This is a genomic window from Serratia sp. Res13-Sevr-LER1-36-b (assembly GCF_015673035.1).
Taxonomy (GTDB): Bacteria; Pseudomonadota; Gammaproteobacteria; order Enterobacterales; family Enterobacteriaceae; genus Chania; species Chania fonticola_C.
On sequence record NZ_JADACK010000020.1, the window covers coordinates 541,260 to 561,629 of the forward strand.

20 protein-coding genes and 1 pseudogene are annotated in these 20,370 nt (G+C 55.2%); 17 read left to right on the top strand and 4 right to left on the bottom strand.

Features of this window, described 5'->3' with window-relative positions; all coding sequences use genetic code 11:
* The first annotated feature begins 16 nt into the window (after positions 1 to 16).
* From IMQ33_RS16565 to phnP, 13 genes are all read left to right on the top strand, one after another.
* Entirely contained in the window at positions 17 to 913 is an 897-nt protein-coding gene (locus IMQ33_RS16565; protein WP_196062141.1) for a LysR family transcriptional regulator, read from the top strand.
* 302 nt (positions 914 to 1,215) lie between these two features.
* Entirely contained in the window at positions 1,216 to 3,354 is a 2,139-nt protein-coding gene (nrdD, locus tag IMQ33_RS16570) for an anaerobic ribonucleoside-triphosphate reductase (protein WP_186529890.1), read from the top strand.
* 277 nt (positions 3,355 to 3,631) lie between these two features.
* The gene (gene nrdG, locus IMQ33_RS16575; RefSeq protein WP_196062140.1) at positions 3,632 to 4,096 is read left to right on the top strand and encodes an anaerobic ribonucleoside-triphosphate reductase-activating protein; all 465 of its coding nucleotides are present in this window, start codon (positions 3,632 to 3,634) and stop codon (positions 4,094 to 4,096) included.
* 240 nt (positions 4,097 to 4,336) lie between these two features.
* Positions 4,337 to 5,065 carry a phosphonate metabolism transcriptional regulator PhnF gene (gene phnF / locus IMQ33_RS16580; RefSeq protein WP_196062139.1) on the top strand — a complete coding sequence of 243 codons (729 nt, stop codon included), beginning with the start codon at positions 4,337 to 4,339 and terminating at the stop codon, positions 5,063 to 5,065.
* Complete coding sequence (gene phnG, locus IMQ33_RS16585; RefSeq protein ID WP_074028341.1) at positions 5,066 to 5,509, top strand: phosphonate C-P lyase system protein PhnG; 444 nt, start codon at positions 5,066 to 5,068, stop codon at positions 5,507 to 5,509.
* Between the two features lie 3 nt (positions 5,510 to 5,512).
* A complete protein-coding gene (phnH, locus tag IMQ33_RS16590; protein ID WP_173409902.1) occupies positions 5,513 to 6,094 on the top strand; it encodes a phosphonate C-P lyase system protein PhnH in 582 nt (193 codons plus the stop codon).
* Positions 6,094 to 7,179, top strand: a complete 1,086-nt coding sequence (locus IMQ33_RS16595; RefSeq protein WP_196062138.1) for a carbon-phosphorus lyase complex subunit PhnI — start codon at positions 6,094 to 6,096, stop codon at positions 7,177 to 7,179. The genes phnH and IMQ33_RS16595 overlap by 1 nt, the downstream gene beginning before the upstream one ends.
* Positions 7,172 to 8,023: an alpha-D-ribose 1-methylphosphonate 5-phosphate C-P-lyase PhnJ gene (locus IMQ33_RS16600; RefSeq protein ID WP_024529442.1), complete on the top strand. Its 852-nt coding sequence runs from the start codon at positions 7,172 to 7,174 to the stop codon at positions 8,021 to 8,023. Before IMQ33_RS16595 ends, IMQ33_RS16600 begins: the two co-directional genes overlap by 8 nt.
* On the top strand, positions 8,023 to 8,811 hold the full coding sequence (phnK, locus tag IMQ33_RS16605; protein WP_161739911.1) for a phosphonate C-P lyase system protein PhnK: 789 nt from the start codon (positions 8,023 to 8,025) through the stop codon (positions 8,809 to 8,811). Before IMQ33_RS16600 ends, phnK begins: the two co-directional genes overlap by 1 nt.
* A 13-nt stretch (positions 8,812 to 8,824) precedes the next feature.
* Positions 8,825 to 9,529, top strand: coding sequence for a phosphonate C-P lyase system protein PhnL (gene phnL, locus IMQ33_RS16610; protein WP_196062137.1), 705 nt, complete (start codon positions 8,825 to 8,827; stop codon positions 9,527 to 9,529).
* Positions 9,526 to 10,662 (top strand): alpha-D-ribose 1-methylphosphonate 5-triphosphate diphosphatase, encoded by a 1,137-nt coding sequence (gene phnM / locus IMQ33_RS16615; RefSeq protein WP_196062136.1) that lies wholly within the window; start codon positions 9,526 to 9,528, stop codon positions 10,660 to 10,662. Before phnL ends, phnM begins: the two co-directional genes overlap by 4 nt.
* Positions 10,662 to 11,219: a ribose 1,5-bisphosphokinase gene (phnN, locus tag IMQ33_RS16620; RefSeq protein ID WP_161712711.1), complete on the top strand. Its 558-nt coding sequence runs from the start codon at positions 10,662 to 10,664 to the stop codon at positions 11,217 to 11,219. The genes phnM and phnN overlap by 1 nt, the downstream gene beginning before the upstream one ends.
* A 220-nt stretch (positions 11,220 to 11,439) precedes the next feature.
* The gene (gene phnP, locus IMQ33_RS16625) at positions 11,440 to 12,189 is read left to right on the top strand and encodes a phosphonate metabolism protein PhnP (RefSeq protein WP_196062135.1); all 750 of its coding nucleotides are present in this window, start codon (positions 11,440 to 11,442) and stop codon (positions 12,187 to 12,189) included.
* Here phnP and IMQ33_RS16630 read toward each other — a convergent pair.
* From IMQ33_RS16630 to IMQ33_RS16640, 3 genes are all read right to left on the bottom strand, one after another.
* Positions 12,184 to 12,819: an NAD(P)H-binding protein gene (locus IMQ33_RS16630; protein ID WP_196062134.1), complete on the bottom strand. Its 636-nt coding sequence runs from the start codon at positions 12,817 to 12,819 to the stop codon at positions 12,184 to 12,186. The two genes, phnP and IMQ33_RS16630, sit on opposite strands and share 6 nt — an antisense overlap.
* A 65-nt stretch (positions 12,820 to 12,884) precedes the next feature.
* Positions 12,885 to 13,940: a DUF1176 domain-containing protein gene (locus tag IMQ33_RS16635; RefSeq protein WP_196062133.1), complete on the bottom strand. Its 1,056-nt coding sequence runs from the start codon at positions 13,938 to 13,940 to the stop codon at positions 12,885 to 12,887.
* Between the two features lie 30 nt (positions 13,941 to 13,970).
* Positions 13,971 to 14,402 carry a YhbP family protein gene (locus tag IMQ33_RS16640; protein WP_196062132.1) on the bottom strand — a complete coding sequence of 144 codons (432 nt, stop codon included), beginning with the start codon at positions 14,400 to 14,402 and terminating at the stop codon, positions 13,971 to 13,973.
* A gap of 429 nt (positions 14,403 to 14,831) precedes the next feature.
* Here IMQ33_RS16640 and speFL point away from each other — a divergent pair, with 429 nt between their 5' ends.
* The 3 genes from speFL (at position 14,832) to potE (ending at position 18,936) form a co-directional block, all read left to right on the top strand.
* Positions 14,832 to 14,936, top strand: coding sequence for a leader peptide SpeFL (gene speFL, locus IMQ33_RS16645; protein WP_112363015.1), 105 nt, complete (start codon positions 14,832 to 14,834; stop codon positions 14,934 to 14,936).
* A gap of 288 nt (positions 14,937 to 15,224) precedes the next feature.
* Entirely contained in the window at positions 15,225 to 17,387 is a 2,163-nt protein-coding gene (speF, locus tag IMQ33_RS16650) for an ornithine decarboxylase SpeF (protein WP_196062131.1), read from the top strand.
* Positions 17,388 to 17,619: 232 nt separating this feature from the next.
* Positions 17,620 to 18,936, top strand: a complete 1,317-nt coding sequence (gene potE / locus IMQ33_RS16655) for a putrescine-ornithine antiporter (RefSeq protein ID WP_196062130.1) — start codon at positions 17,620 to 17,622, stop codon at positions 18,934 to 18,936.
* Positions 18,937 to 19,022: 86 nt separating this feature from the next.
* On the opposite strand, the pseudogene IMQ33_RS16660 reads toward potE, so the two are convergent.
* Positions 19,023 to 19,352, bottom strand: a pseudogene (locus tag IMQ33_RS16660) (family 1 glycosylhydrolase); the annotation flags it as partial.
* 449 nt (positions 19,353 to 19,801) lie between these two features.
* Between IMQ33_RS16660 and IMQ33_RS16665 the strand changes: the two are divergent.
* Positions 19,802 to 20,332 (top strand): fimbrial protein, encoded by a 531-nt coding sequence (locus IMQ33_RS16665; RefSeq protein WP_196062129.1) that lies wholly within the window; start codon positions 19,802 to 19,804, stop codon positions 20,330 to 20,332.
* Positions 20,333 to 20,370: the final 38 nt, after the last annotated feature.

Here is a 20,370-nt window from a genome sequence, read left to right on the forward strand (position 1 = left end):
TAAAGTATCAACCACTATGTCGCTGCCGATTGACGTGCACCGCCTGTTACCGGCGTTTCTCAGCGCCGCTCAGACACAAAACTTCTCCGCTGCTGCACGGCAACTGGGCGTGACCCCGGCAGCGATCAGCAAAAATATCCGCGTGCTGGAAGAGAAGCTGGCGTTGCGGCTGTTCCAACGCAACACCCACAGCGTGGTGCTGACTGACGAAGGCAAAGCCCTGCTGGAACAGGTAGCACCGCTATGGCAAGCGCTGACCGCCACGCTGGAGCTGGCCGGGGGCGCACAACTCCCTCCTGCCGGTAGCGTACGCGTCAGCATGATCCCTGGCTTTGGCCGCCAGGTACTGATGCCGCTGATCCCTGAGTTTTTACAACGCTACCCGATGATCGATCTGGATCTGTCGCTAGATGCCCGGGTGGTGAACCTGGTCGGTGAAGGCTTTGATGTGGGCATCGGCAGCCAGGTCGATCCCGATAGCCGGCTGGTAGCACGCCCGCTCTACCCGATGCAGATGCTATTGGTTGCCGCCCCCGGTTACCTTGCCCAACATGGCACACCGCTGGTGCCGGAAGATCTGCTGCAACATAGCTGCCTGCTGCACCGCAATCCGGCCACCGGGCGTAATGTAAAATGGCCACTGGCACACAAAACGCTGGATCTGCATGGCCGACTGACTGCCAACAGCCCGGAGATGTTGCTAGATTCCGCGCTGGCCGGGCTGGGCATAGCTTGCCTGTCGCGCTGGTATGTGGAACAACATTTTACCCAGGGAACCTTGCTGCCAGTGCTGCAAGATCACTGGCCAAAACCCACGCAAATCTGGCTCTACTATGCCTCGGCAGATCTGCCGCCACGGGTGCGCGTCTGGGTCGATTTTTTACTGGCGCATTTTCGTCGCCCTTCTGCTTGATGCGATCGCAATCACGCTTTAACAATCTTTCGGATAATCGGCATTTTCCATTCAAGCCGCTGATAGCAAGGGTTACAAATATTCCTGTAACGGGTAACTGTACAGGGTTCAAACTGCTCCCCCCATTCTTTGACCCACGTCAAAAAAATCGGCACCACACCCATATATAGTGCCCATAGAGATTCAATCACCTATATGTAGTAGTTATCCACAATATCATCCACACCCTCCGCAGCCCTTGCGCCCTGCGGTTTTGCCCTGTGGATAAGCCGACGCTCCCCCATGGGGACAGGAGTTACAACGTGAAACCAGTAGTGATTAAACGGGACGGTTGCCAGGTATCTTTTGACGAGATGCTGATCAAGCAGGCCATCGAGCGGGCCGCTTTGGCCGCTGAAGTTGTCGATGCCGACTACTGTGCTACCGTCGCCCGCGTGGTCGCTCAACAGATGGAAAACCGACCGCGTGTCGACATCCACGAAATCCAGCAGGCGGTAGAAAACCAGCTGATGTCTGGCCCGTATAAGCAACTGGCACGTACCTACATCGAATATCGCCACGATCGTGACGTCTCGCGTGAGCTGCGAGGGCGGTTGAATCAGGAAATTCGTGGTCTGGTGGAACAAAGCAACGTCGCGCTGCTCAATGAGAACGCCAATAAAGACAGCAAGGTGATCCCTACCCAGCGCGATCTGCTGGCCGGTATCGTTGCCAAGCACTACGCCAAACAGCATATCCTGCCGCGCGACGTGGTGTTGGCGCATGAGCGCGGCGAAATCCACTATCACGATCTCGACTACTCACCGTTCTTCCCGATGTTCAACTGTATGCTGATCGATCTGAAAGGCATGCTGACCAACGGCTTCAAGATGGGTAACGCCGAGATCGAGCCGCCAAAGTCAATTTCCACCGCCACCGCCGTGACCGCGCAGATCATCGCCCAGGTCGCCAGCCATATTTATGGCGGCACCACCATCAACCGCATCGATGAGATCCTGGCCCCCTTCGTTACCGAGAGCTTCCGCAAGCATCAGCAGGTAGCGCAGCAGTGGCAGATCCCTGACGTGGCTGGCTATGCGATGACCCGCACCGAGAAAGAGTGCTACGACGCCTTCCAGTCTCTGGAATACGAAGTCAATACCCTGCACACCGCCAACGGCCAGACGCCGTTTGTCACCTTCGGTTTCGGCCTGGGCACCAGTTGGGAATCGCGCATGATCCAGCAGTCGATCCTGAAAAATCGCATCGCCGGGCTGGGTAAAAACCGTAAAACCGCCGTGTTCCCGAAACTGGTCTTCGCTATCCGCGACGGCCTGAATCACAAATTTGGTGACGCCAACTACGACATCAAACAGCTGGCATTGGAATGTGCCAGCAAACGCATGTATCCGGACATTCTCAATTACGATCAGGTGGTCAAGGTCACCGGTTCGTTTAAAACGCCGATGGGTTGCCGCAGCTTCCTTGGCACCTATGAAGAGAACGGCGAGCAAATCCACGATGGCCGCAACAATATCGGCGTGATCAGCCTGAACCTGCCGCGTATTGCTCTGGAAGCTCAGGGTAACGAAGAGCGCTTCTGGCAGTTGCTGGATGAGCGTCTACTGCTGGCCAAGAAAGCCCTGATGACACGCATTGCCCGCCTGGAAGGCATCAAGGCCCGCGTGGCACCGATCCTGTATATGGAAGGAGCCTGCGGCGTAAGGTTGAAAGCCGACGACAATATCGCGGAGATCTTCAAGAACGGCCGCGCCTCGATTTCGCTGGGCTACATCGGCGTGCATGAAACCATCAATGCACTGTTTGGCGCAGAAAAACACGTGTACGACGACGAGAAACTGCGCGCCAAAGCTGTCGCCATCGTTGAGCGCCTGAAAAACGCCACCGAAAGCTGGAAAGAAGAAACCGGCTACGGCTTCAGCCTATACAGCACACCAAGTGAGAACCTGTGCGATCGCTTCTGCCGCCTGGATACCAGCGAGTTTGGCGTAGTCGCTGGGGTGACAGACAAGGGTTATTACACCAACAGTTTCCACCTCGACGTGGAGAAAAAGGTTAACCCGTACGACAAGCTGGACTTCGAGGCACCGTATCCACCTTTGGCCAACGGCGGTTTCATCTGTTACGGCGAATACCCAAACCTGCAGCACAACCTGAAGGCGCTGGAAGACGTGTGGGATTACAGCTACACCCGCGTGCCTTATTACGGCACCAACACGCCGATCGATGAATGCTACGAGTGTGGCTACACCGGTGAGTTCTCCTGCACCAGCAAGGGCTTCACCTGCCCGAAATGTGGCAACCATGATTCGGCAAAAGTGTCGGTGACCCGCCGCGTGTGTGGCTATCTGGGCAGCCCGGATGCCCGGCCGTTCAACGCCGGTAAGCAGGAAGAGGTGAAACGCCGGGTGAAACACCTGGGCAATGGGCAGATCGGCTAACTATAGCGAATGACCCCTCACCCTACCCCTCTCCCACAGGGAGAGGGGACCGAATGTGCCACTCTTAACGACAGCATTCATCCTCAACATAGTCTAGCTACAGATTAACTTCTGCATCTAAGCACAACATCGGGCCAGTTCCCTCTTACTAAAGGAGAGGCTTGAGATGAGTGGATGCGTCACAGGTGACTTCCATACCTGACCACCGCACCGTACCAGCTCCCTCTCCCTGTGGGAGAGGGTTGGGGTGAGGGGCAATATAAAAGAACGCAATACTATGAATTTTCACCAGTATTATCCTATCGACGTGGTCAACGGCCCCGGCACCCGCTGCACGCTGTTTGTCGCAGGCTGCGTGCACCAATGCCCCGGTTGCTATAACAAAAGCACCTGGCGGTTGAACTCCGGCCTGCCGTTTACCCAGCAGATGGAAGACCAAATCATTTCCGATCTCAACGACACGCGTATTCCACGCCAAGGGTTGTCGCTGTCCGGTGGCGATCCGCTGCACCCGGCCAACGTCGCCGCCGTATTGCAGTTGGTCAAGCGAGTACACGCCGAATGCCCCGGCAAAGATATCTGGCTGTGGACCGGTTATAAGCTGGATGAACTGGATAACGAGCAGATGCAGATCGTCGATCGGATTAACGTGTTGATAGACGGCAAGTTTGTGCAGGATTTAAAAGACCCGGCGCTGATCTGGCGCGGTAGCGCTAATCAGGTGGTGCATAAGTTGCGTTAGTTTGTCCGTTTGGTGCAGCGTACGCTGCACCCCTTCTTCCCTTTCAAAATATCACCCCGTCCTAACCCCCCACACCATCATCTCCCTGTCCCAAATAGTTCATCAGTTCGCCACCTGCACGTCACCTGATTGTCATCTGCCCCCGGCAACATTAGCCCAACTTTGTTACCGAGTGCCGATCATGAATGCTATCGCCGCTTTTTCGCTTTCTCCCTCAACCGAAGTGCCGAGGTATTAGCTATGACGCACTTATCTAGACATCCGACCAGTTATTCCACCCGATATCAGCAGATCGCCGCCCAGCTGGAGCAGGAGCTGTGCAGTCAATACCGCTGTGGAGATTATCTGCCATCAGAACAACAGCTTGCCGAGCGTTTTGAGGTCAATCGCCACACGCTGCGCCGCGCCGTAGACGAGCTGGTAGAACGCGGTTGGCTGCAGCGCCGCCACGGCATCGGCATTCTGGTGCTGCTACGCCCGTATAACTATCCGCTGCACGCCAACACCCGCTTCAGCCAGAACCTGTTCGAGCAGGGCAGCCATCCCACCAGTGAGCGCTTACTTGCTGTTTTACGCCCGTGTAATGGGCATATCGCCAGCGCGCTCAACCGTGAAGAGGGGGAAACTATTATCCACTTACGCACCCTGCGCCGGGTGAACGGCGTTCCTCTCAGCGTGATCGACCACTATCTGCCCGATCTGGACTGGTGGCCCGCCTTACAACAGTTCCACAGCGGTTCGCTGCATGAGTTTATCCAACAGCAGATCCACCAGCCGCTGACCCGCCGCCAAACCCGCATCAGCGCACGACGTGCCCAGGCCAAAGAGAGCCGCCTGCTGGAGATCGCCACCCATGCCCCCTTGCTATGCGTGCGCACCCTAAATACCTGTATCGGCAGCGATTTGGTGGCGGAATACTCCGTCAGCCTGGCGCGCGCCGACATGATCGAACTGACGATGGAGCACTGAATGCAATCCTTACAGCAGAGACAACGCTGGATGTCGGTCCTGGCGCATAGCCAACCCGCCCAGTTGCGCAGCCACTGGCAGGCGCTGAACCTCAACCCAAGCTACCAGCGCCTGCGCGCCCCTGAGATTGGCCTGACACAGCTGCTAGGACGGATGGGAGCGACCGGCCGCCGCTTTGTGTTGGGCGATATGACCGTAACCCGCGCCGTGGTGCAGTTGGAAAACGGTGCCCAAGGCTACAGCTACGTAACCGGGCGTGACAAAGAGCATGCCGAACTCTGTGCGCTGATCGACGCCTTGCTACAACAACCCGCTAACCATGAATTGCTACAGCTTCAACTGATCGAGCCCCTGGCCGCACTGCAACAGGAGCAGCGCCAACTGCGCGCCCGTGCCGTAGCTGCCAGCCGGGTAGACTTCTTTACGCTGGTGCGAGGGGATTAAACCATGACGTTATTAGCCGGTTTTGACCAGCCGATTGAGCAATCCCAGTCTGCTTTCCGTTTGATTTTAAAGGCGTTGAGTGAACCTGGCGTGATTGTTGAACTGCCTGGTTGCCCGACATGGGGTGCGCTGAACGCCGCCAGCACCGCCGTGATACTGACGCTGGCGGATCAGGAAACCCCGCTTCAGCTCTGTGCCGACCTCAAAAGTGAGCAAGTGCTAACTAACATCCGTTTTCATACCGGTGCTCCACTGGCTACCCGGCAGGAAGATATCCATCTGGCGGTATGGGATGACCAGTTACGGCCTGCCGAGCTGAGCGCTTTACCCCACGGCAGTGAAGTCTCACCGGAGTTCGGTGCCACGTTGGTAGTGCAAATTGCCGCATTGGCAGGCAGCCACACACTGCGCCTTTCCGGCCCCGGCATTGAAAAACAACGGGAAATCTCCCCGCCGTTGCCAGCTGCACTACGGGCTTATCTACTCGAACGGCCTCAGCGCTTCCCGCTGGGTCTGGACATTATCTTGACCTGCGGTGAGCGCCTGATGGCGCTACCAAGAACCACCCGCGTGGAGGAGTGCTGATGTACGTTGCGGTGAAAGGGGGCGAAAAGGCCATCGAGGCTGCCCATCAACTACAGGAAAATCTGCGCCGGGGTGACGAAACTGTCCCAGCGCTCAGTGCAGAGCAAATCGGTGAGCAGCTTGGCCTGGCGGTTGACCGGGTAATGACGGAGGGCGGTATTTACGATCGCCAACTGGCTGCACTGGCCATCAAGCAGGCCAGCGGCGATCTGGTAGAGGCTATTTTCCTACTGCGCGCCTATCGTACCACCCTGCCGCGCCTGGCCGTCAGCGAACCGCTGGCTAGCGAGAACATGCGGCTTGAGCGGCGCATCTCAGCGGTTTACAAAGACTTGCCTGGCGGCCAGGTGCTCGGCCCGACCTACGACTATACCCACCGCCTGCTGGATTTTGCGCTGTTGGCCAACGGTGAAACACCTCCGGCACCACAGGCCGATGAGCCGCTACCAGAAAGCTGCGCCCACGTGTTCGACCTGCTTAATCAGCAACGGTTGGCGCTGGCAGAAGAAGATGACGGCAGCACTCCGGACGATATTACCCGCAACCCGCCGGTCTATCCCTGCTCCCGCTCGGCGCGCTTACAGCAACTGGTGCGTGGCGATGAGGGCTTTCTGTTGGCACTGAGCTACTCCACCCAGCGCGGCTATGGCCGTAACCATCCGTTCGCTGGAGAGATCCGCAGCGGTTACGTTACCGTGGAGATCGTGCCGGAAGAGTTGGGTTTCGCCGTCGATATCGGCGAGATCCTGCTGACTGAGTGCGAGATGGTGAACGGTTTTGTCGACCCGCAGGACCGCCCACCGCACTTCACCCGTGGCTATGGGCTGGTGTTTGGCCGCTCGGAACGTAAAGCCATGGCGATGGCGCTGGTGGATCGCGCCCTGCAAACCGCCGAGTACGGCGAAGCCGTGGCAGGCCCGGCGCAGGACGAAGAGTTTGTGCTGGCGCATGCCGATAACGTAGAGGCCGCCGGTTTTGTCTCCCACCTCAAGCTGCCGCACTACGTCGATTTCCAGGCTGAACTGGAGCTGCTCAAACGCCTGCAGCAGGAATTTGCCGCTCTTCAGGAGAACCGCCATGAGTGAAGTATTGACCGGCTATAACCTCGGTTATCTGGATGAACAAACCAAGCGCATGATCCGCCGCGCCATCCTCAAGGCGGTGGCGATCCCCGGCTATCAGGTGCCGTTTGGTGGCCGTGAGATGCCGATGCCTTATGGTTGGGGCACCGGTGGCATCCAGATCACCGCCAGCATCATTGGCCGTGCCGACGTGCTAAAGGTTATCGACCAGGGTGCCGACGACACCACCAACGCAGTCTCTATCCGCCGTTTCTTCCAGCGCGTAGCCGGGGTTGCTACCACCGAGCGCACGCCAGAGGCCACGCTGATCCAGACCCGCCACCGTATTCCGGAAACACCCTTACAGGCGGATCAAATCCTGATTTATCAGGTGCCCATCCCCGAGCCACTGCGCTTTATCGAACCGCGTGAGACCGAGACGCGCAAGATGCACGCGCTGGAAGAGTACGGCGTGATGCAGGTGAAGCTGTATGAAGATATCGCCCGCTACGGCCATATTGCCACCACCTATGCCTATCCGGTGAAGGTTAACGATCGCTATGTGATGGACCCTTCGCCGATCCCAAAATTCGATAACCCGAAGATGCACATGATGCCCGCATTGCAGTTGTTCGGGGCCGGGCGTGAAAAACGCATTTACGCCCTGCCGCCGTTTACCAAGGTGGAAAGCCTGGACTTTGACGACCATCCGTTCAGCGTGCAGCAGTGGGAAGAACCTTGCGCTCTATGCGGTTCACGCCACAGCTATCTGGATGAGGTGGTACTCGACGACCAGGGCAGCCGAATGTTCGTCTGCTCAGACACCGATTTCTGCCAGCAACAACTCAACCAAGAGGTATCGCACTGATGACTTCCGCTCCATTGAGTGCCACGCCGTTGCTGACGGTCGACAACCTCACCCACCTTTACGCGCCGGGCAAGGGTTTCAGCAACGTGTCATTCGATATTTATCCCGGTGAAGTGCTGGGCATCGTCGGCGAATCCGGCTCGGGTAAAACCACGCTGCTCAAGTCGATCTCCGCCCGGCTGGCCCCGCAGCAGGGGCAGATCCTTTACCGCCCACAACCTGGGAAACAGCAGGATCTGTACGCGATGGCAGAAAGCGATCGCCGCCGCCTGTTGCGCACCGACTGGGGAGTGGTCCATCAGCATCCGCTCGATGGTCTGCGGCCACAGGTGTCTGCCGGTGGCAACATCGGTGAGCGCCTGATGGCGATCGGCCAGCGCCATTACGGTGATATTCGCCAGCAGGCCAGACAGTGGCTGGAAGACGTGGAGATCCCGGTTTCTCGTCTGGATGATCTGCCCACCACCTTCTCCGGCGGTATGCAGCAGCGCTTGCAGATCGCCCGCAATCTGGTGACCCATCCCAAGCTGGTGTTTATGGATGAGCCGACCGGCGGGCTGGACGTTTCCGTGCAGGCGCGCCTGTTGGATCTGCTGCGCAATCTGGTGGTGGAAATGCAGCTGGCGGCGGTGATCGTCACTCACGATCTGGGGGTCGCACGCCTGCTGGCCCACCGTTTGCTGGTGATGAAGGAAGGTGAAGTGGTGGAAAGCGGTCTGACCGATCGGGTGCTGGACGACCCGCACCATCCGTACACCCAACTGCTGGTCTCTTCGGTTCTGTCGTAACGTAGGTGAGATAATGACAATTAAAATCCGGGTTGAACACCTGAGTAAAACCTTTGTCCTGCACCAACAGCACGGCACCCGCCTGCCGGTTTTGCAGGATGCCAACCTGACCGTCAACAGCAGCGAATGCGTGGTGCTGCATGGCCACTCCGGCAGCGGGAAATCCACCCTGCTGCGCTCGCTGTATGCCAACTATCTGCCAGACAGCGGCAAAATCTGGATCCATCACCAAAACGACTGGCTGGAGCTGGTTCAGGCCGAGGCTCGTCAGATCCTGGCGGTGCGCCGCCACACCATAGGATGGGTCAGCCAGTTTCTACGGGTGATACCCCGCATCAGCGCGCTGGAAGTGGTGATGCAGCCGCTGCTGGAATCCGGCGTTGAGCGTAGCGAATGCCGTGAACGCGCCGAAGCCCTACTCAGCCAGCTCAACGTGCCACAGCGCCTCTGGCAATTGGCCCCTTCGACCTTCTCCGGTGGTGAGCAACAGCGGGTGAATATCGCCCGTGGCTTTATCAAGGATTACCCCATCCTGCTGCTTGACGAGCCTACCGCCTCCCTCGACAGCCGCAACAGCGCGGCGGTGGTGAACCTGATCGAACAGGCCAAACAGCGTGGCGCAGCCATCGTCGGTATTTTCCACGACGAAAGCACCCGTCAGCAGGTGGCAGACCGTTTACATACCATGCAGGCCCCACAGGTTCTGGAGACGCCATGATTATCAATAACGTCAAGCTGGTGCTGGAACACCAGATCGTTGCAGGTTCACTGGAAATGACCGATGGCGTGATCCGCAACTTTGCCGATACCCCAAGCCAGCTACCCCAGGCGCTGGATGGTGAAGGCGGCTGGTTGCTGCCTGGGTTGATTGAACTGCATACCGACAATCTGGACAAGTTTTTCACTCCGCGCCCCAACGTGGACTGGCCAGCGCATTCGGCCATGAGCAGCCACGACGCGCTGATGGTCGCCAACGGCATCACCACGGTGCTGGATGCGGTGGCGATCGGTGACGTGCGCGACGGTGGGCACCGGCTGGAAAACCTGCAAAAAATGATCGACGCGGTGATCTACAGCCAGCGAGCCGGAGTGAACCGGGCCGAACACCGGCTCCACCTGCGCTGCGAGCTGCCCCATAGCAGCACCCTGCCGCTGTTCGAACAGCTGATGGATAAACCGGGCGTGTCCTTGGTGTCGCTGATGGACCATTCACCAGGCCAGCGACAGTTCGCTTCCCGTGAGAAATACCGTGAATACTACCAGGGAAAATATCACCTCAATGACCAGCAGATGAGCGAGTTTGAGGTGGAGCAGATCGGTCTGTCCGAACGCTGGGCAACACCGAACCGCGAGGCGATCGCCGCCCACTGCCGGGCACGCAATATCGCCCTGGCCAGCCACGACGACGCCACCGCCGAACACGTCAGCGAATCCAGTGCGCTAGGCAGTGTGATTGCCGAATTCCCGACCACCGAAGCGGCAGCCCAGGCTTCACATCAGCAAGGTTTGCAGGTGCTGATGGGCGCGCCGAATATCGTGCGCGGGGGCTCACACTCCGGCAACGTTGCGGCACATCATCTAGCGGCCCTTGGCGTGCTGGATATCCTCTCTTCCGATTATTACCCTGCCAGCCTGTTGGATGCGGCGTTTCGTCTGGCAAACGACGATCGCAACGCGTTCAGCCTGCCGCAGGCGGTACAACTGATCACCCGCAACCCTGCACGGGCGTTGGGCTTGAAGGATCGTGGCCTGATCGCCGAGGGGTTGCGCGCCGATCTGGTATTAGCCAGGCCGCACGGCGAGCATATCTACGTGCAAAACGTCTGGCGACAGGGCAAGCAGGTGTTCTGATGGCCTATCTCATCTACCTGATGGGCCCGTCCGGAGCAGGCAAGGACAGCCTGCTCGAACGGTTACGGGCCGCCACCGGTGCCGGGCCGCTGGTGGCGCACCGTTACATCACCCGCCCGGCCAATGCTGGCTGCGAGAACCATATCGCCCTGAGCGAACAGGAGTTTCTGCGCCGCCGCGCCAAAGGATTATTCGCCCTGGACTGGCAGGCGCACGAACACCATTACGCCTTTGGTATCGAGGTCGATCTGTGGTTATTGCAAGGGATCGACGTGGTGGTCAACGGATCCCGCGCTCATCTGCCACAGGCGCTACAACGCTACGGTGCCCAACTGCTGCCGGTCTGCCTACAGGTATCCCCACCGGTGTTGCGTAAAAGGCTGGAACAGCGCGGGCGGGAAAACGCGATACAGATCGAGCAACGGCTGGCGCGGGCGGCTGACTATCAGCAGACCCTACCGATTGGCTGCCACCTGCTGGATAACAATGGCGATCTCGGACATACCCTCGACGCCCTGCTGGCCTTAACTGAAAAACAACCACAGGACACGCTGTGATGAGGTGAGCAGTCAAGTTTGAGCACAGTGACGCCCCTCACCCTAGCCCTCTCCCAAAAGGAGAGGGGACAGAACGTGCCACAAATTAACTTCCGAACCTGTCTTCAGCTCCGTATCGGTTGGGATTGATGGAGAGCTCAATGCACCAAAACGGCACCGTACCAGCTCCCTCTCCCTTTGGGTGAGGGGAGATCCATACTGTCAACAAGAGGAAACCAACATGCAACTGACCTTTCTTGGTACCGGCGGGGCACAACAGGTGCCAGCCTTTGGCTGCGAATGCCTGGTGTGCCAACGGGCGCGGCATGAACCGGCATTTCGGCGGCGACCGTGCAGTGCGATGATCAAATTTCAAGGGGAAACGACGTTGTTGGACGCGGGATTGAGCTCGTTGGAAAGGCGTTTTGCGGCGGGGGAAATTCAACGTTTTTTACTGACACATTACCACATGGATCACGTTCAGGGGTTATTTCCTTTGCGCTGGGGGTGCGGAAATGCGATCCCGGTCTACGGCCCAGCCGATGAACAAGGCTGTGACGACCTGTTCAAACACCCCGGTATTCTGGCGTTCCAACCCCCACTATGCCCCTTTGAAACGGTGGAACTAGGCGGGCTGCACGTCACGCCGCTGCCGTTGATCCATTCCAAACTCACCCACGGCTATCTGATCCAGGCGGCAGGCAAAACCCTGGCATACCTGACCGACACCGTCGGCCTGCCGCCAGAAACCACACGCTACCTGCAACAGGTCACTCTCGATTTACTGGTGTTGGATTGCAGCCTGCCGCCGCAGCCACAGACACCGCGTAATCACAACGATCTGCCCCGTGCGCAGGAGATCCAGCAACGCTTGCAACCACGGCGTACGCTGCTGACGCACATCAGCCATCACCTCGATTTATGGTTGATGGCCAACGAACTGCCGCCCGGCATGGAACTGGCATTCGATAATCTCTGCGTTGAGCTATAAACGGTGCGAGCAGTGTAACTGGTCGGATTCTAAAATCTTGACCCCGCGGCCTGGGCTGAAGGCCTGTGTCAGCAACGTTTGCGCCACGTCTTTGGCGGCAACGCCCTTCCATTTGCCTGGCAGCAGGCCAAACAACGGTTGACTGAGTCGCTCCAGCAAACGCGGCTCAGCACGAGAACCGAACAACATTGAAGGGCGTACCAACGTCAGGCGTGGCCAGTTCTGCTCACGCAGCGCCTGCTCCATCTGCCCTTTGGTGCGGTTATACAAGAATACAGAGCCTGGATTAGCCCCAATAGCGCTCACCACCAGGCAATGCTGTGCACCAAGGCGCTGCCCGGTAAGGGCCGTTTCAACCACTAACTGATAGTCGACGTGGCGGAATGCCTCTGCGCTACCAGCCTGACTGCGCGTGGTACCCAGGCAGCAGAATACCGCATCCACCGGCTGTGTCAGTTGCGTCAACAACTCGTGCAGATCGCTGCCGACCGGGTTATGTAATTTGGCGTGTGGCGGCAGCGCCTTACGCGTAGGAGCAATAACTAAAGTGACCTGCCTATCTGCCAACAGCAGACGCAGCAGTTCACTCCCCACCAGCCCGCTGGCGCCTGTGATCAGTACCCGTGCCATATGTTTTCCCCCTCACCTCTGTATGCCCAAGGCACAGAACTGCCCGTGGAGACTCTCTAATTCCTTTACTGCGCCGCTTTCACCTCGGCGACGTACGTCGGTAAATCCCAGGTTCCGCCCGCATGGATTAAACGACACAGGCCGGTGGTGGCCTCGTTGCTTTGACGAAACGCCGTGCCATCCCATACCCAACTGGCGGTGGCCCAGCAATCGCCCAATCCACGCCCCTTTTGCCCCATTGAGATTATCCCTTCATCATAGCCAGAGCCGGAATTGGTCACCAATACCGGGGCCTGCTTCAGGGCACTGTCGATCACCCAATAACCGTAACCTTCGTTATAGGCCGCCCGCCAACACACGGCTGTTATCAGGGCATGACCATTGCCGAGCGGGGTCAGCGTGATGCCATCCTCGCTTGCGCCGTCATTATCCTGTGGGGACTGCATGCGGTCGCAATCATCCGGTTTCAGCGTCGCCAGCAGTTTGGGGGTCAGCGCGGCGATCTCGGGTGCCGTAAGCGGGCGTTCTTCCGCCTTGGGCACCTTCACTGCCCGGATCACCGGCGCAGGAATAGCGGCTGGCACGCTGCTTTCCGGCTTGTCGCCTTTTTTAGTCAAGGCTCCGGGCGTGCCGATACGCCCCTGCACATCATCCATCTTCAATAAGGTGGCCGAAGCCCCATCGCCTGACAGCACGAAAGGTGCGGGGCCGCCTTTAAATTCAACCGAGCCGCTGCCTTTGATTGCGCCGATCAGTGCCAGAGTCTGGCTTGCTGACAGGTTCCAGTTTCCATCCTTGGTCGGTTTGAGCGCACCCGCCGCCTTGCCGTTGATCCACAACGTCAGCTTTGCCACCGGGGCTGAGTCGCCCCCTTCGTAATCCGCCAAGGTCACTTCCCCCGTTGGGACGGTGCCAGGGCCAGCAATGCGCGTGAGCAGTACCGAACCGTTCGAATCGCTTGGCTCATCTTCATTAGCGTAGCCCGCAGCTCGACAGGTATTGGTGTTGTCACAGGCAAGTTCCCAGTTCTTATGGCCAAAGGAAACGCCGCTGTCTTGCGCCATCGCCGGGGAAACCAATACCGCCAGTAGCGCTAATGCGGCTATCTCGGTGTTTTTCATGCCATCGATCCTTAATATTTAGCTGGTTTATCAACGCGCCCAGTGCAGCTTTTTGCCAAAGCCCAGGGTGTTATCGGTCATCTTCACTTCCTGCAACGCGATCTGCCAAATAGGCGCTTTCATCACCTTGGCCACCGGGAAGCGTTTGCAGTAGCGCGTTCGGGCAAGTTCAGCCTCGTCCCCCGCCAACAGAGTGATTTCCCCCGCATATTGTACCCCTTTGATCAACGCAATGGTCTTGGGCTGGGGGGCAATAGTGCCAACCACCCGGATGTTCCTTTGCATCAGTTCGCCGTGGCGGGTATGCGGCTCGGTCATCAGCCATAGCGCCATGCGCTCGGCATCGAATACGTAAAAGCAGTTGGCGCACCACATCGCCGTGCCATCACCGGCACACAGCGTGAGCACATGCTGCTTACTGAGAAAACGGATAATGTGCAGCCGATCTTCGCTCTGATTCAACGTAAGTTCTCCTTTTCACCTCCGCCATCTTACCCGCAGATTTGAAGGCAGTCACAATTAGCGACAAATTATGCCCAACATAAAACTAGCATATTCATTAGCAATCCATGCATCTTTATGCAAGATAAACCTGAACGCAGTAATAACAAATAAAAAACATCCTAGCCCTATTCCTGCTATTACCTGTTTATATTAAAGGCGGTTTTCAGGGGTTGAGTTAGCCTAAGCCAAATTTATCCAGTCCGCTGGCTCCATTTGTAGCAATTGCTTCACATATGCCTTCGCTACAGAATTCATAGCTATTCACTTCGATGCATAGAAATTGAATAGTTAAGTATAAATCCCATGATTAACGTGATCTGCATCACTTTATTTCCGCATTTAGGGGATAAAATAGCGCCAAGTCCGAAACCCATAGGTAGATGGAAAATGGAAAACAACAACAGAAAGATGGCTCACATCCGACGAACTACACATATTATGATGATGGCTCACCGCAGCTGCTTTAGCTTTGCCTTTTTTAACTTCAGATAAACTCCCTCCTCTGCGTTCTTATTGCGTCTTGCAGCCAGACCTATGCCAACGATCATTCCCTGCGCCTGACGGCGACGGTATCGCTATGTTTTTGTTCAAAACAGAGTGGATCCGGCATAATTGCAACCTCGTTTAAGAACCCAAAAAATATTTCGTCAAAATAAACTCGTAACCTAATTATGTTCGATGAACATGATTACGCTCACGCATACCTTTATTTTAACGAAAATACTTCCTGGCAAAGACCTTATTTGCCAGCGGGATATTTTCGCCTGAAGAATGATGAAAATGAACAAACTAAAAATTGCAGCGAACCAAAAAACTCTCTCTTGTTTTGAAACCACACGTGAAATTAGCGATGTGCACCACAGCGACTTTAATGACGTAGCCGCCATCGTGCTTTCCGTGGAAGACGTACAGCAAGGCCTGGTGGCACAGCTGGAAGAAACCGGTTTAAACATTCCGATCTTTGTTGCCGTCTGCTGTGAAGAAGAGCTGGATAACGCCGTATTACCGGCGCTGAACGGCGTTTTTGAACTCTGTGGTAAGAACACTCAGTTCTACGGCAAGCAGTTGGAAGCCGCAGCGGTAAAATATGAAAGCGAGCTGCTACCGCCGTTCTTTAATACCCTGACCCAATATGTAGAAATGGGTAACGCCACCTTCGCCTGCCCAGGCCATCAGGGCGGTGAGTTCTTCCGCAAGCACCCCGCTGGCCGCCAGTTCTTTGATTTCTATGGCGAAACGCTGTTCCGCTCCGATATGTGCAACGCCGACGTTAAGCTGGGCGATCTGCTAATCCACGAAGGCGCGCCTTGCGATGCACAAAAACACGCCGCCAAGGTGTTCAACGCCGATAAAACCTATTTCGTGCTGAACGGGACTTCGGCTTCCAACAAAGTAGTAACCAACGCCCTGCTGAGCCGTGGCGATCTGGTGCTGTTCGACCGTAACAACCATAAGTCAAACCACCATGGCGCGCTGATCCAGGCCGGGGCAACGCCGGTATATCTGGAAACGGCACGTAACCCGTTCGGCTTTATCGGCGGCATCGATGCTCACTGCTTTGAAGAAGACTATCTGCGCCAGCAAATCCGTGAAACTGCACCTGAACGCGCTAACGACGCTCGCCCATTCCGCCTCGCGATTATCCAACTGGGCACCTACGACGGCACAATCTATAACGCCCGCCAGGTCGTCGACAAGATTGGCCACCTGTGTGATTACATCCTGTTTGACTCTGCCTGGGTCGGCTATGAGCAGTTCATCCCAATGATGAAAGACTGCTCGCCACTGCTGCTGGAGCTGAACGAAAACGATCCGGGGATCATCGTTACCCAGTCGGTGCACAAACAGCAGGCCGGTTTCTCACAAACTTCGCAGATCCATAAAAAAGACAAGCACATCAAAGGGCAAGATCGTTACTGCAACCATAAACGTTTCAATAACGCCTTTATGCTGCACGCGTCCACCAGCCCGTTCTACCCACTGTTTGCCGCACTGGATGTGAACGCCAAAATGCACGAAGGCAAGAGTGGCCAACGCCTGTGGAAAGAGTGTGTGCGCATCGGCATTGAGTCGCGCAAAATGCTGTTGGACACCTGCACCATGATCAAACCTTTCGTACCGGAGCATATCGACGGTAAACCTTGGCAATCCTACAGCACTGAAGCCATGGCCAAGGATCTGCGCTTCTTCAACTTTGTCCCTGGCGAAAAATGGCATGCCTTCGAAGGTTATGAAGAATCACAATACTTTGTGGATCCCTGCAAACTGCTGTTGACCACGCCGGGCATCGATACCGCCAGCGGCGAGTACAGCAGCTTTGGTATCCCAGCCACCATTCTGGCTAACTACCTGCGCGAAAACGGTATTGTGCCGGAAAAATGCGACCTGAACTCCATCCTGTTCCTGCTCACCCCGGCGGAAGATATCGCCAAAATGCAGCATCTGGTGGCGCTGATTGCCCGCTTCGAAAAACACGTCGAACAAGACTCCTTGCTGAGTGAAGTCCTGCCAACCGTGTACAAGAACAACGAAAAACGTTACCAGAACTACACCCTGCGCCAGCTGTGCCAAGAGATGCACGATCTCTACGTCAGCTACAATGTGAAAGAATTGCAGAAGGAAATGTTCCGTAAGAGCCATTTCCCACGCGTCGCCATGGATCCACAAACCGCCAATACCGAATTCGTACGTGGCAAGGTAGAACTGGTTTCTCTCGCTAAAGCCGAAGGCCGCATTGCCGCTGAAGGGGCATTACCTTACCCACCGGGCGTGCTGTGCGTAGTCCCGGGCGAAATCTGGGGAGGCTCTGCTCAACGCTATTTCCTGGCACTGGAAGAAGGGATTAATTTATTACCCGGATTCGCCCCTGAATTACAAGGCGTGTATATCCAGCAGGATGAAGATGGCTGGAACCGGGCTTACGGCTATGTCATGAAAGCGTAATTAACTTTACCGGAGGCGGCATATTTCCTTGCCGCCAGACATATTTAGCTATTCCCCAAATTTCAAAAAGAATCCATACCCTATGGATATCAAGTTGCAGCTAGGCGACAAGCTATCTCATCCCCAGGAGCTTACGTTTTTGTACGTGACTGGGGTGAGATAGCGTAGGTAACAACGCTGCAGCTTGAAAGACGACGGGTATAATTTGAGGAATATAAGAGCGAGAATAATCATGAGCAAATCCAATAATAAGATGGGGGTTGTGCAATTAACGATCCTGACAGCGGTCAATATGATGGGGTCCGGCATAATTATGCTGCCAACCAAGCTGGCCGAAGTGGGGACAATCTCCATCGTTTCCTGGTTGGTGACTGCCGTAGGCTCGATGGCCTTGGCCTATGCGTTTGCCAAATGCGGCATGTTCAGCCGTAAATCCGGCGGGATGGGCGGCTATGCCGAGTACGCTTTCGGTAAATCTGGCAACTTTATGGCCAACTACACCTATGGCGTTTCGCTGCTGATCGCCAATATCGCCATCGCCATTTCTGCCGTGGGTTATGGCACCGAGCTGTTTGGGGTTGCCCTGACACCATTGGGCATCTGTATTGCCACTATCGCAGTGCTGTGGCTGGCTACGGTTGCCAACTTCGGTGGCGCACGCATCACCGGGCAGATCAGCGGGATCACCGTCTGGGGGGTGATTATTCCGGTAGTCGGTATCTCGATTATCGGTTGGTATTGGTTCAGTGGCACCGCTTATCTCGCGGCCTGGAACCCGCATGCAGTGCCAACCTTTGAAGCCATCGGGTCTTCTATCTCGATGACTCTGTGGGCTTTCCTCGGTCTTGAATCTGCCTGTGCCAATACCGATGTGGTAGAAAACCCGGAACGTAACGTACCTATCGCCGTACTCGGTGGCACACTGGGTGCCGCAGTGATCTACATTGTTTCCACCAACGTGATCGCCGGTATCGTGCCAAATATGGAACTGGCTAACTCCACCGCGCCGTTTGGCCTGGCGTTCTCACATATGTTCAACCCAACGGTCGGTAAAATCATCATGGCGTTGATGATCATGTCTTGCGTGGGTTCGCTGCTGGGCTGGCAGTTCACTATCGCCCAGGTATTCAAATCCTCTGCCGACAGCGGCTTCTTCCCGAAAATCTTCTCTAAAGTCAGTAAATCAGATGCGCCAGTGAAAGGCATGCTGACCATCGTGATTATTCAGAGCGTGATGTCGCTGATGACCATCAGCCCGTCACTTAATAAGCAGTTTAACGTGCTGGTTAACCTGGCCGTGGTGACCAATATCATTCCGTATATCCTGTCGATGGCCGCGCTGATTATTATCCAGAAAGTGGCCAAAGTACCGGAGAACAAGGCGCGTATTGCCAACGTGATTGCCGTGATTGGTGCACTGTATAGCTTCTATGCGCTTTACAGTTCTGGCGAGGAAGCGATGATGTGGGGCGCGATCGCCACCTTCTTCGGTTGGACGTTGTATGGGCTGGTTTCACCTCGCTTTGAGATGGCTGAGAAGAAGGTGTGAGAGTTGATAACAGAGGGCGCTGCATGCAGCGCCCATAAAGTTTAGGTTTATCAGTTGTCTAAATGGGCACTTCGGTGCCCATTTTGCTAACTCAAATCCGCCCCATTGCTGGCAATCACCTTCTTATACCAGTAAAACGAGTTCTTTCTGGTTCTGGCCAAAGTGCCATTACCCTGGTCATCGCGGTCCACATAGACAAAGCCATAGCGCTTACTCATTTCCCCGGTAGAGGCAGAAACCAGATCGATACAGCCCCAGGAGGTGTAACCCATCACCGGGATACCATCCTCGATAGCGTCTGCCATAGCTTTGATATGCTCACGCAAGTAGCTGATGCGGTATTCGTCGTCGATCTCGCCCTGCGGATTGATCTCATTCTTAGCGTCAAGGCTATTTCCCACTGGTAGCAGTGGCTTCCATTAATATTTAAACCAAGATTTTTCCAACCCCACCAAATATACTATGACGGCCATACCATCATAGTCAGCACAACTTTCCAGGCCTGAGCAAAAATTGTTATAGGCCATTGAATTTAAGAACGATTTCTTTCCATGTTCATAAAATCATTTCAAATCATCTGTAGAAGCTAGCATGAAGAATTTAAAAAGCCCCATTATCATCCAAAATATATAAAAAAAACTTACGCTGCACAGAGCTGCTCAGAATAAAAATCTTATTTTATTTATTTTTCAGCATAAAAATCTATAATTACGCGAGTATAGCTATATATTGATTTGAGCTGCCGTGGCTGTATCATTCATCTCGTCAAGCAAGCACCTCGAGATTTTAGTGCTCCAGGCATGCAGACATTTCTTATGCAATTAAAAAGACCACTTATTTAAGCGTTAATCTAAAGGACTATGAAATGAAAACTATCCCATCCGCAGCCTTGGCAATTTCACTGGGCTTATTCTCTGCCTATTCTATGGCCATTGATGGCACTATCGAATTCATTGGAGATATTAACAGTAATACTTGTGCCGTTAGTGTTAATGATGGTAATGGCGGAACAACAGTAAATATGGGTTCCGTACAGGTATCCAGCCTAAAAAAAGCTAATGACATCGCCGGTGGTGCTTCATTTGTTCTTAGTATTGTACAAGATGACAAATGCGATTTAACTGGGAAAACAGGTAGCGTTCGATTCACAACTATGAGCGGTACTGCAGGTGATAAACAGCAATATCTTGCGTTGAAGCCGGTTGACGGCGTAGCTAAGAATGTTGCGATTCGAATCATGGATGAAAATGATAATGTCATGGATATCGGTTCAGATACTACACAGAAATATGATTTAACTAAGCCAATTCGGTTTACTGCCAACTATATTGCAACTGGTGAAGCGGTTGCAGGTAAAGCTGATGCTAAAGCAGGCTTTATCATTAGTTATAAGTAAATAGCAATCTATAATATCTGAGGGGTGAATACCCTTCA

Bases quoted from the DNA above. Each gene is read 5' to 3' on its own strand.
- IMQ33_RS16565 (WP_196062141.1), top strand. From the start codon at position 17: ATGTCGCTGCCGATTGACGTGCACCGCCTGTTACCGGCGTTTCTCAGC.
- nrdG (WP_196062140.1), top strand. From the start codon at position 3,632: ATGAATTTTCACCAGTATTATCCTATCGACGTGGTCAACGGCCCCGGC.
- phnF (WP_196062139.1), top strand. From the start codon at position 4,337: ATGACGCACTTATCTAGACATCCGACCAGTTATTCCACCCGATATCAG.
- phnG (WP_074028341.1), top strand. From the start codon at position 5,066: ATGCAATCCTTACAGCAGAGACAACGCTGGATGTCGGTCCTGGCGCAT.
- phnH (WP_173409902.1), top strand. From the start codon at position 5,513: ATGACGTTATTAGCCGGTTTTGACCAGCCGATTGAGCAATCCCAGTCT.
- IMQ33_RS16595 (WP_196062138.1), top strand. From the start codon at position 6,094: ATGTACGTTGCGGTGAAAGGGGGCGAAAAGGCCATCGAGGCTGCCCAT.
- IMQ33_RS16600 (WP_024529442.1), top strand. From the start codon at position 7,172: ATGAGTGAAGTATTGACCGGCTATAACCTCGGTTATCTGGATGAACAA.
- phnK (WP_161739911.1), top strand. From the start codon at position 8,023: ATGACTTCCGCTCCATTGAGTGCCACGCCGTTGCTGACGGTCGACAAC.
- phnL (WP_196062137.1), top strand. From the start codon at position 8,825: ATGACAATTAAAATCCGGGTTGAACACCTGAGTAAAACCTTTGTCCTG.
- phnM (WP_196062136.1), top strand. From the start codon at position 9,526: ATGATTATCAATAACGTCAAGCTGGTGCTGGAACACCAGATCGTTGCA.
- phnN (WP_161712711.1), top strand. From the start codon at position 10,662: ATGGCCTATCTCATCTACCTGATGGGCCCGTCCGGAGCAGGCAAGGAC.
- phnP (WP_196062135.1), top strand. From the start codon at position 11,440: ATGCAACTGACCTTTCTTGGTACCGGCGGGGCACAACAGGTGCCAGCC.
- IMQ33_RS16630 (WP_196062134.1), bottom strand. From the start codon at position 12,819: ATGGCACGGGTACTGATCACAGGCGCCAGCGGGCTGGTGGGGAGTGAA.
- IMQ33_RS16635 (WP_196062133.1), bottom strand. From the start codon at position 13,940: ATGAAAAACACCGAGATAGCCGCATTAGCGCTACTGGCGGTATTGGTT.
- speFL (WP_112363015.1), top strand. From the start codon at position 14,832: ATGGAAAACAACAACAGAAAGATGGCTCACATCCGACGAACTACACAT.
- speF (WP_196062131.1), top strand. From the start codon at position 15,225: ATGAACAAACTAAAAATTGCAGCGAACCAAAAAACTCTCTCTTGTTTT.
- potE (WP_196062130.1), top strand. From the start codon at position 17,620: ATGAGCAAATCCAATAATAAGATGGGGGTTGTGCAATTAACGATCCTG.
- IMQ33_RS16665 (WP_196062129.1), top strand. From the start codon at position 19,802: ATGAAAACTATCCCATCCGCAGCCTTGGCAATTTCACTGGGCTTATTC.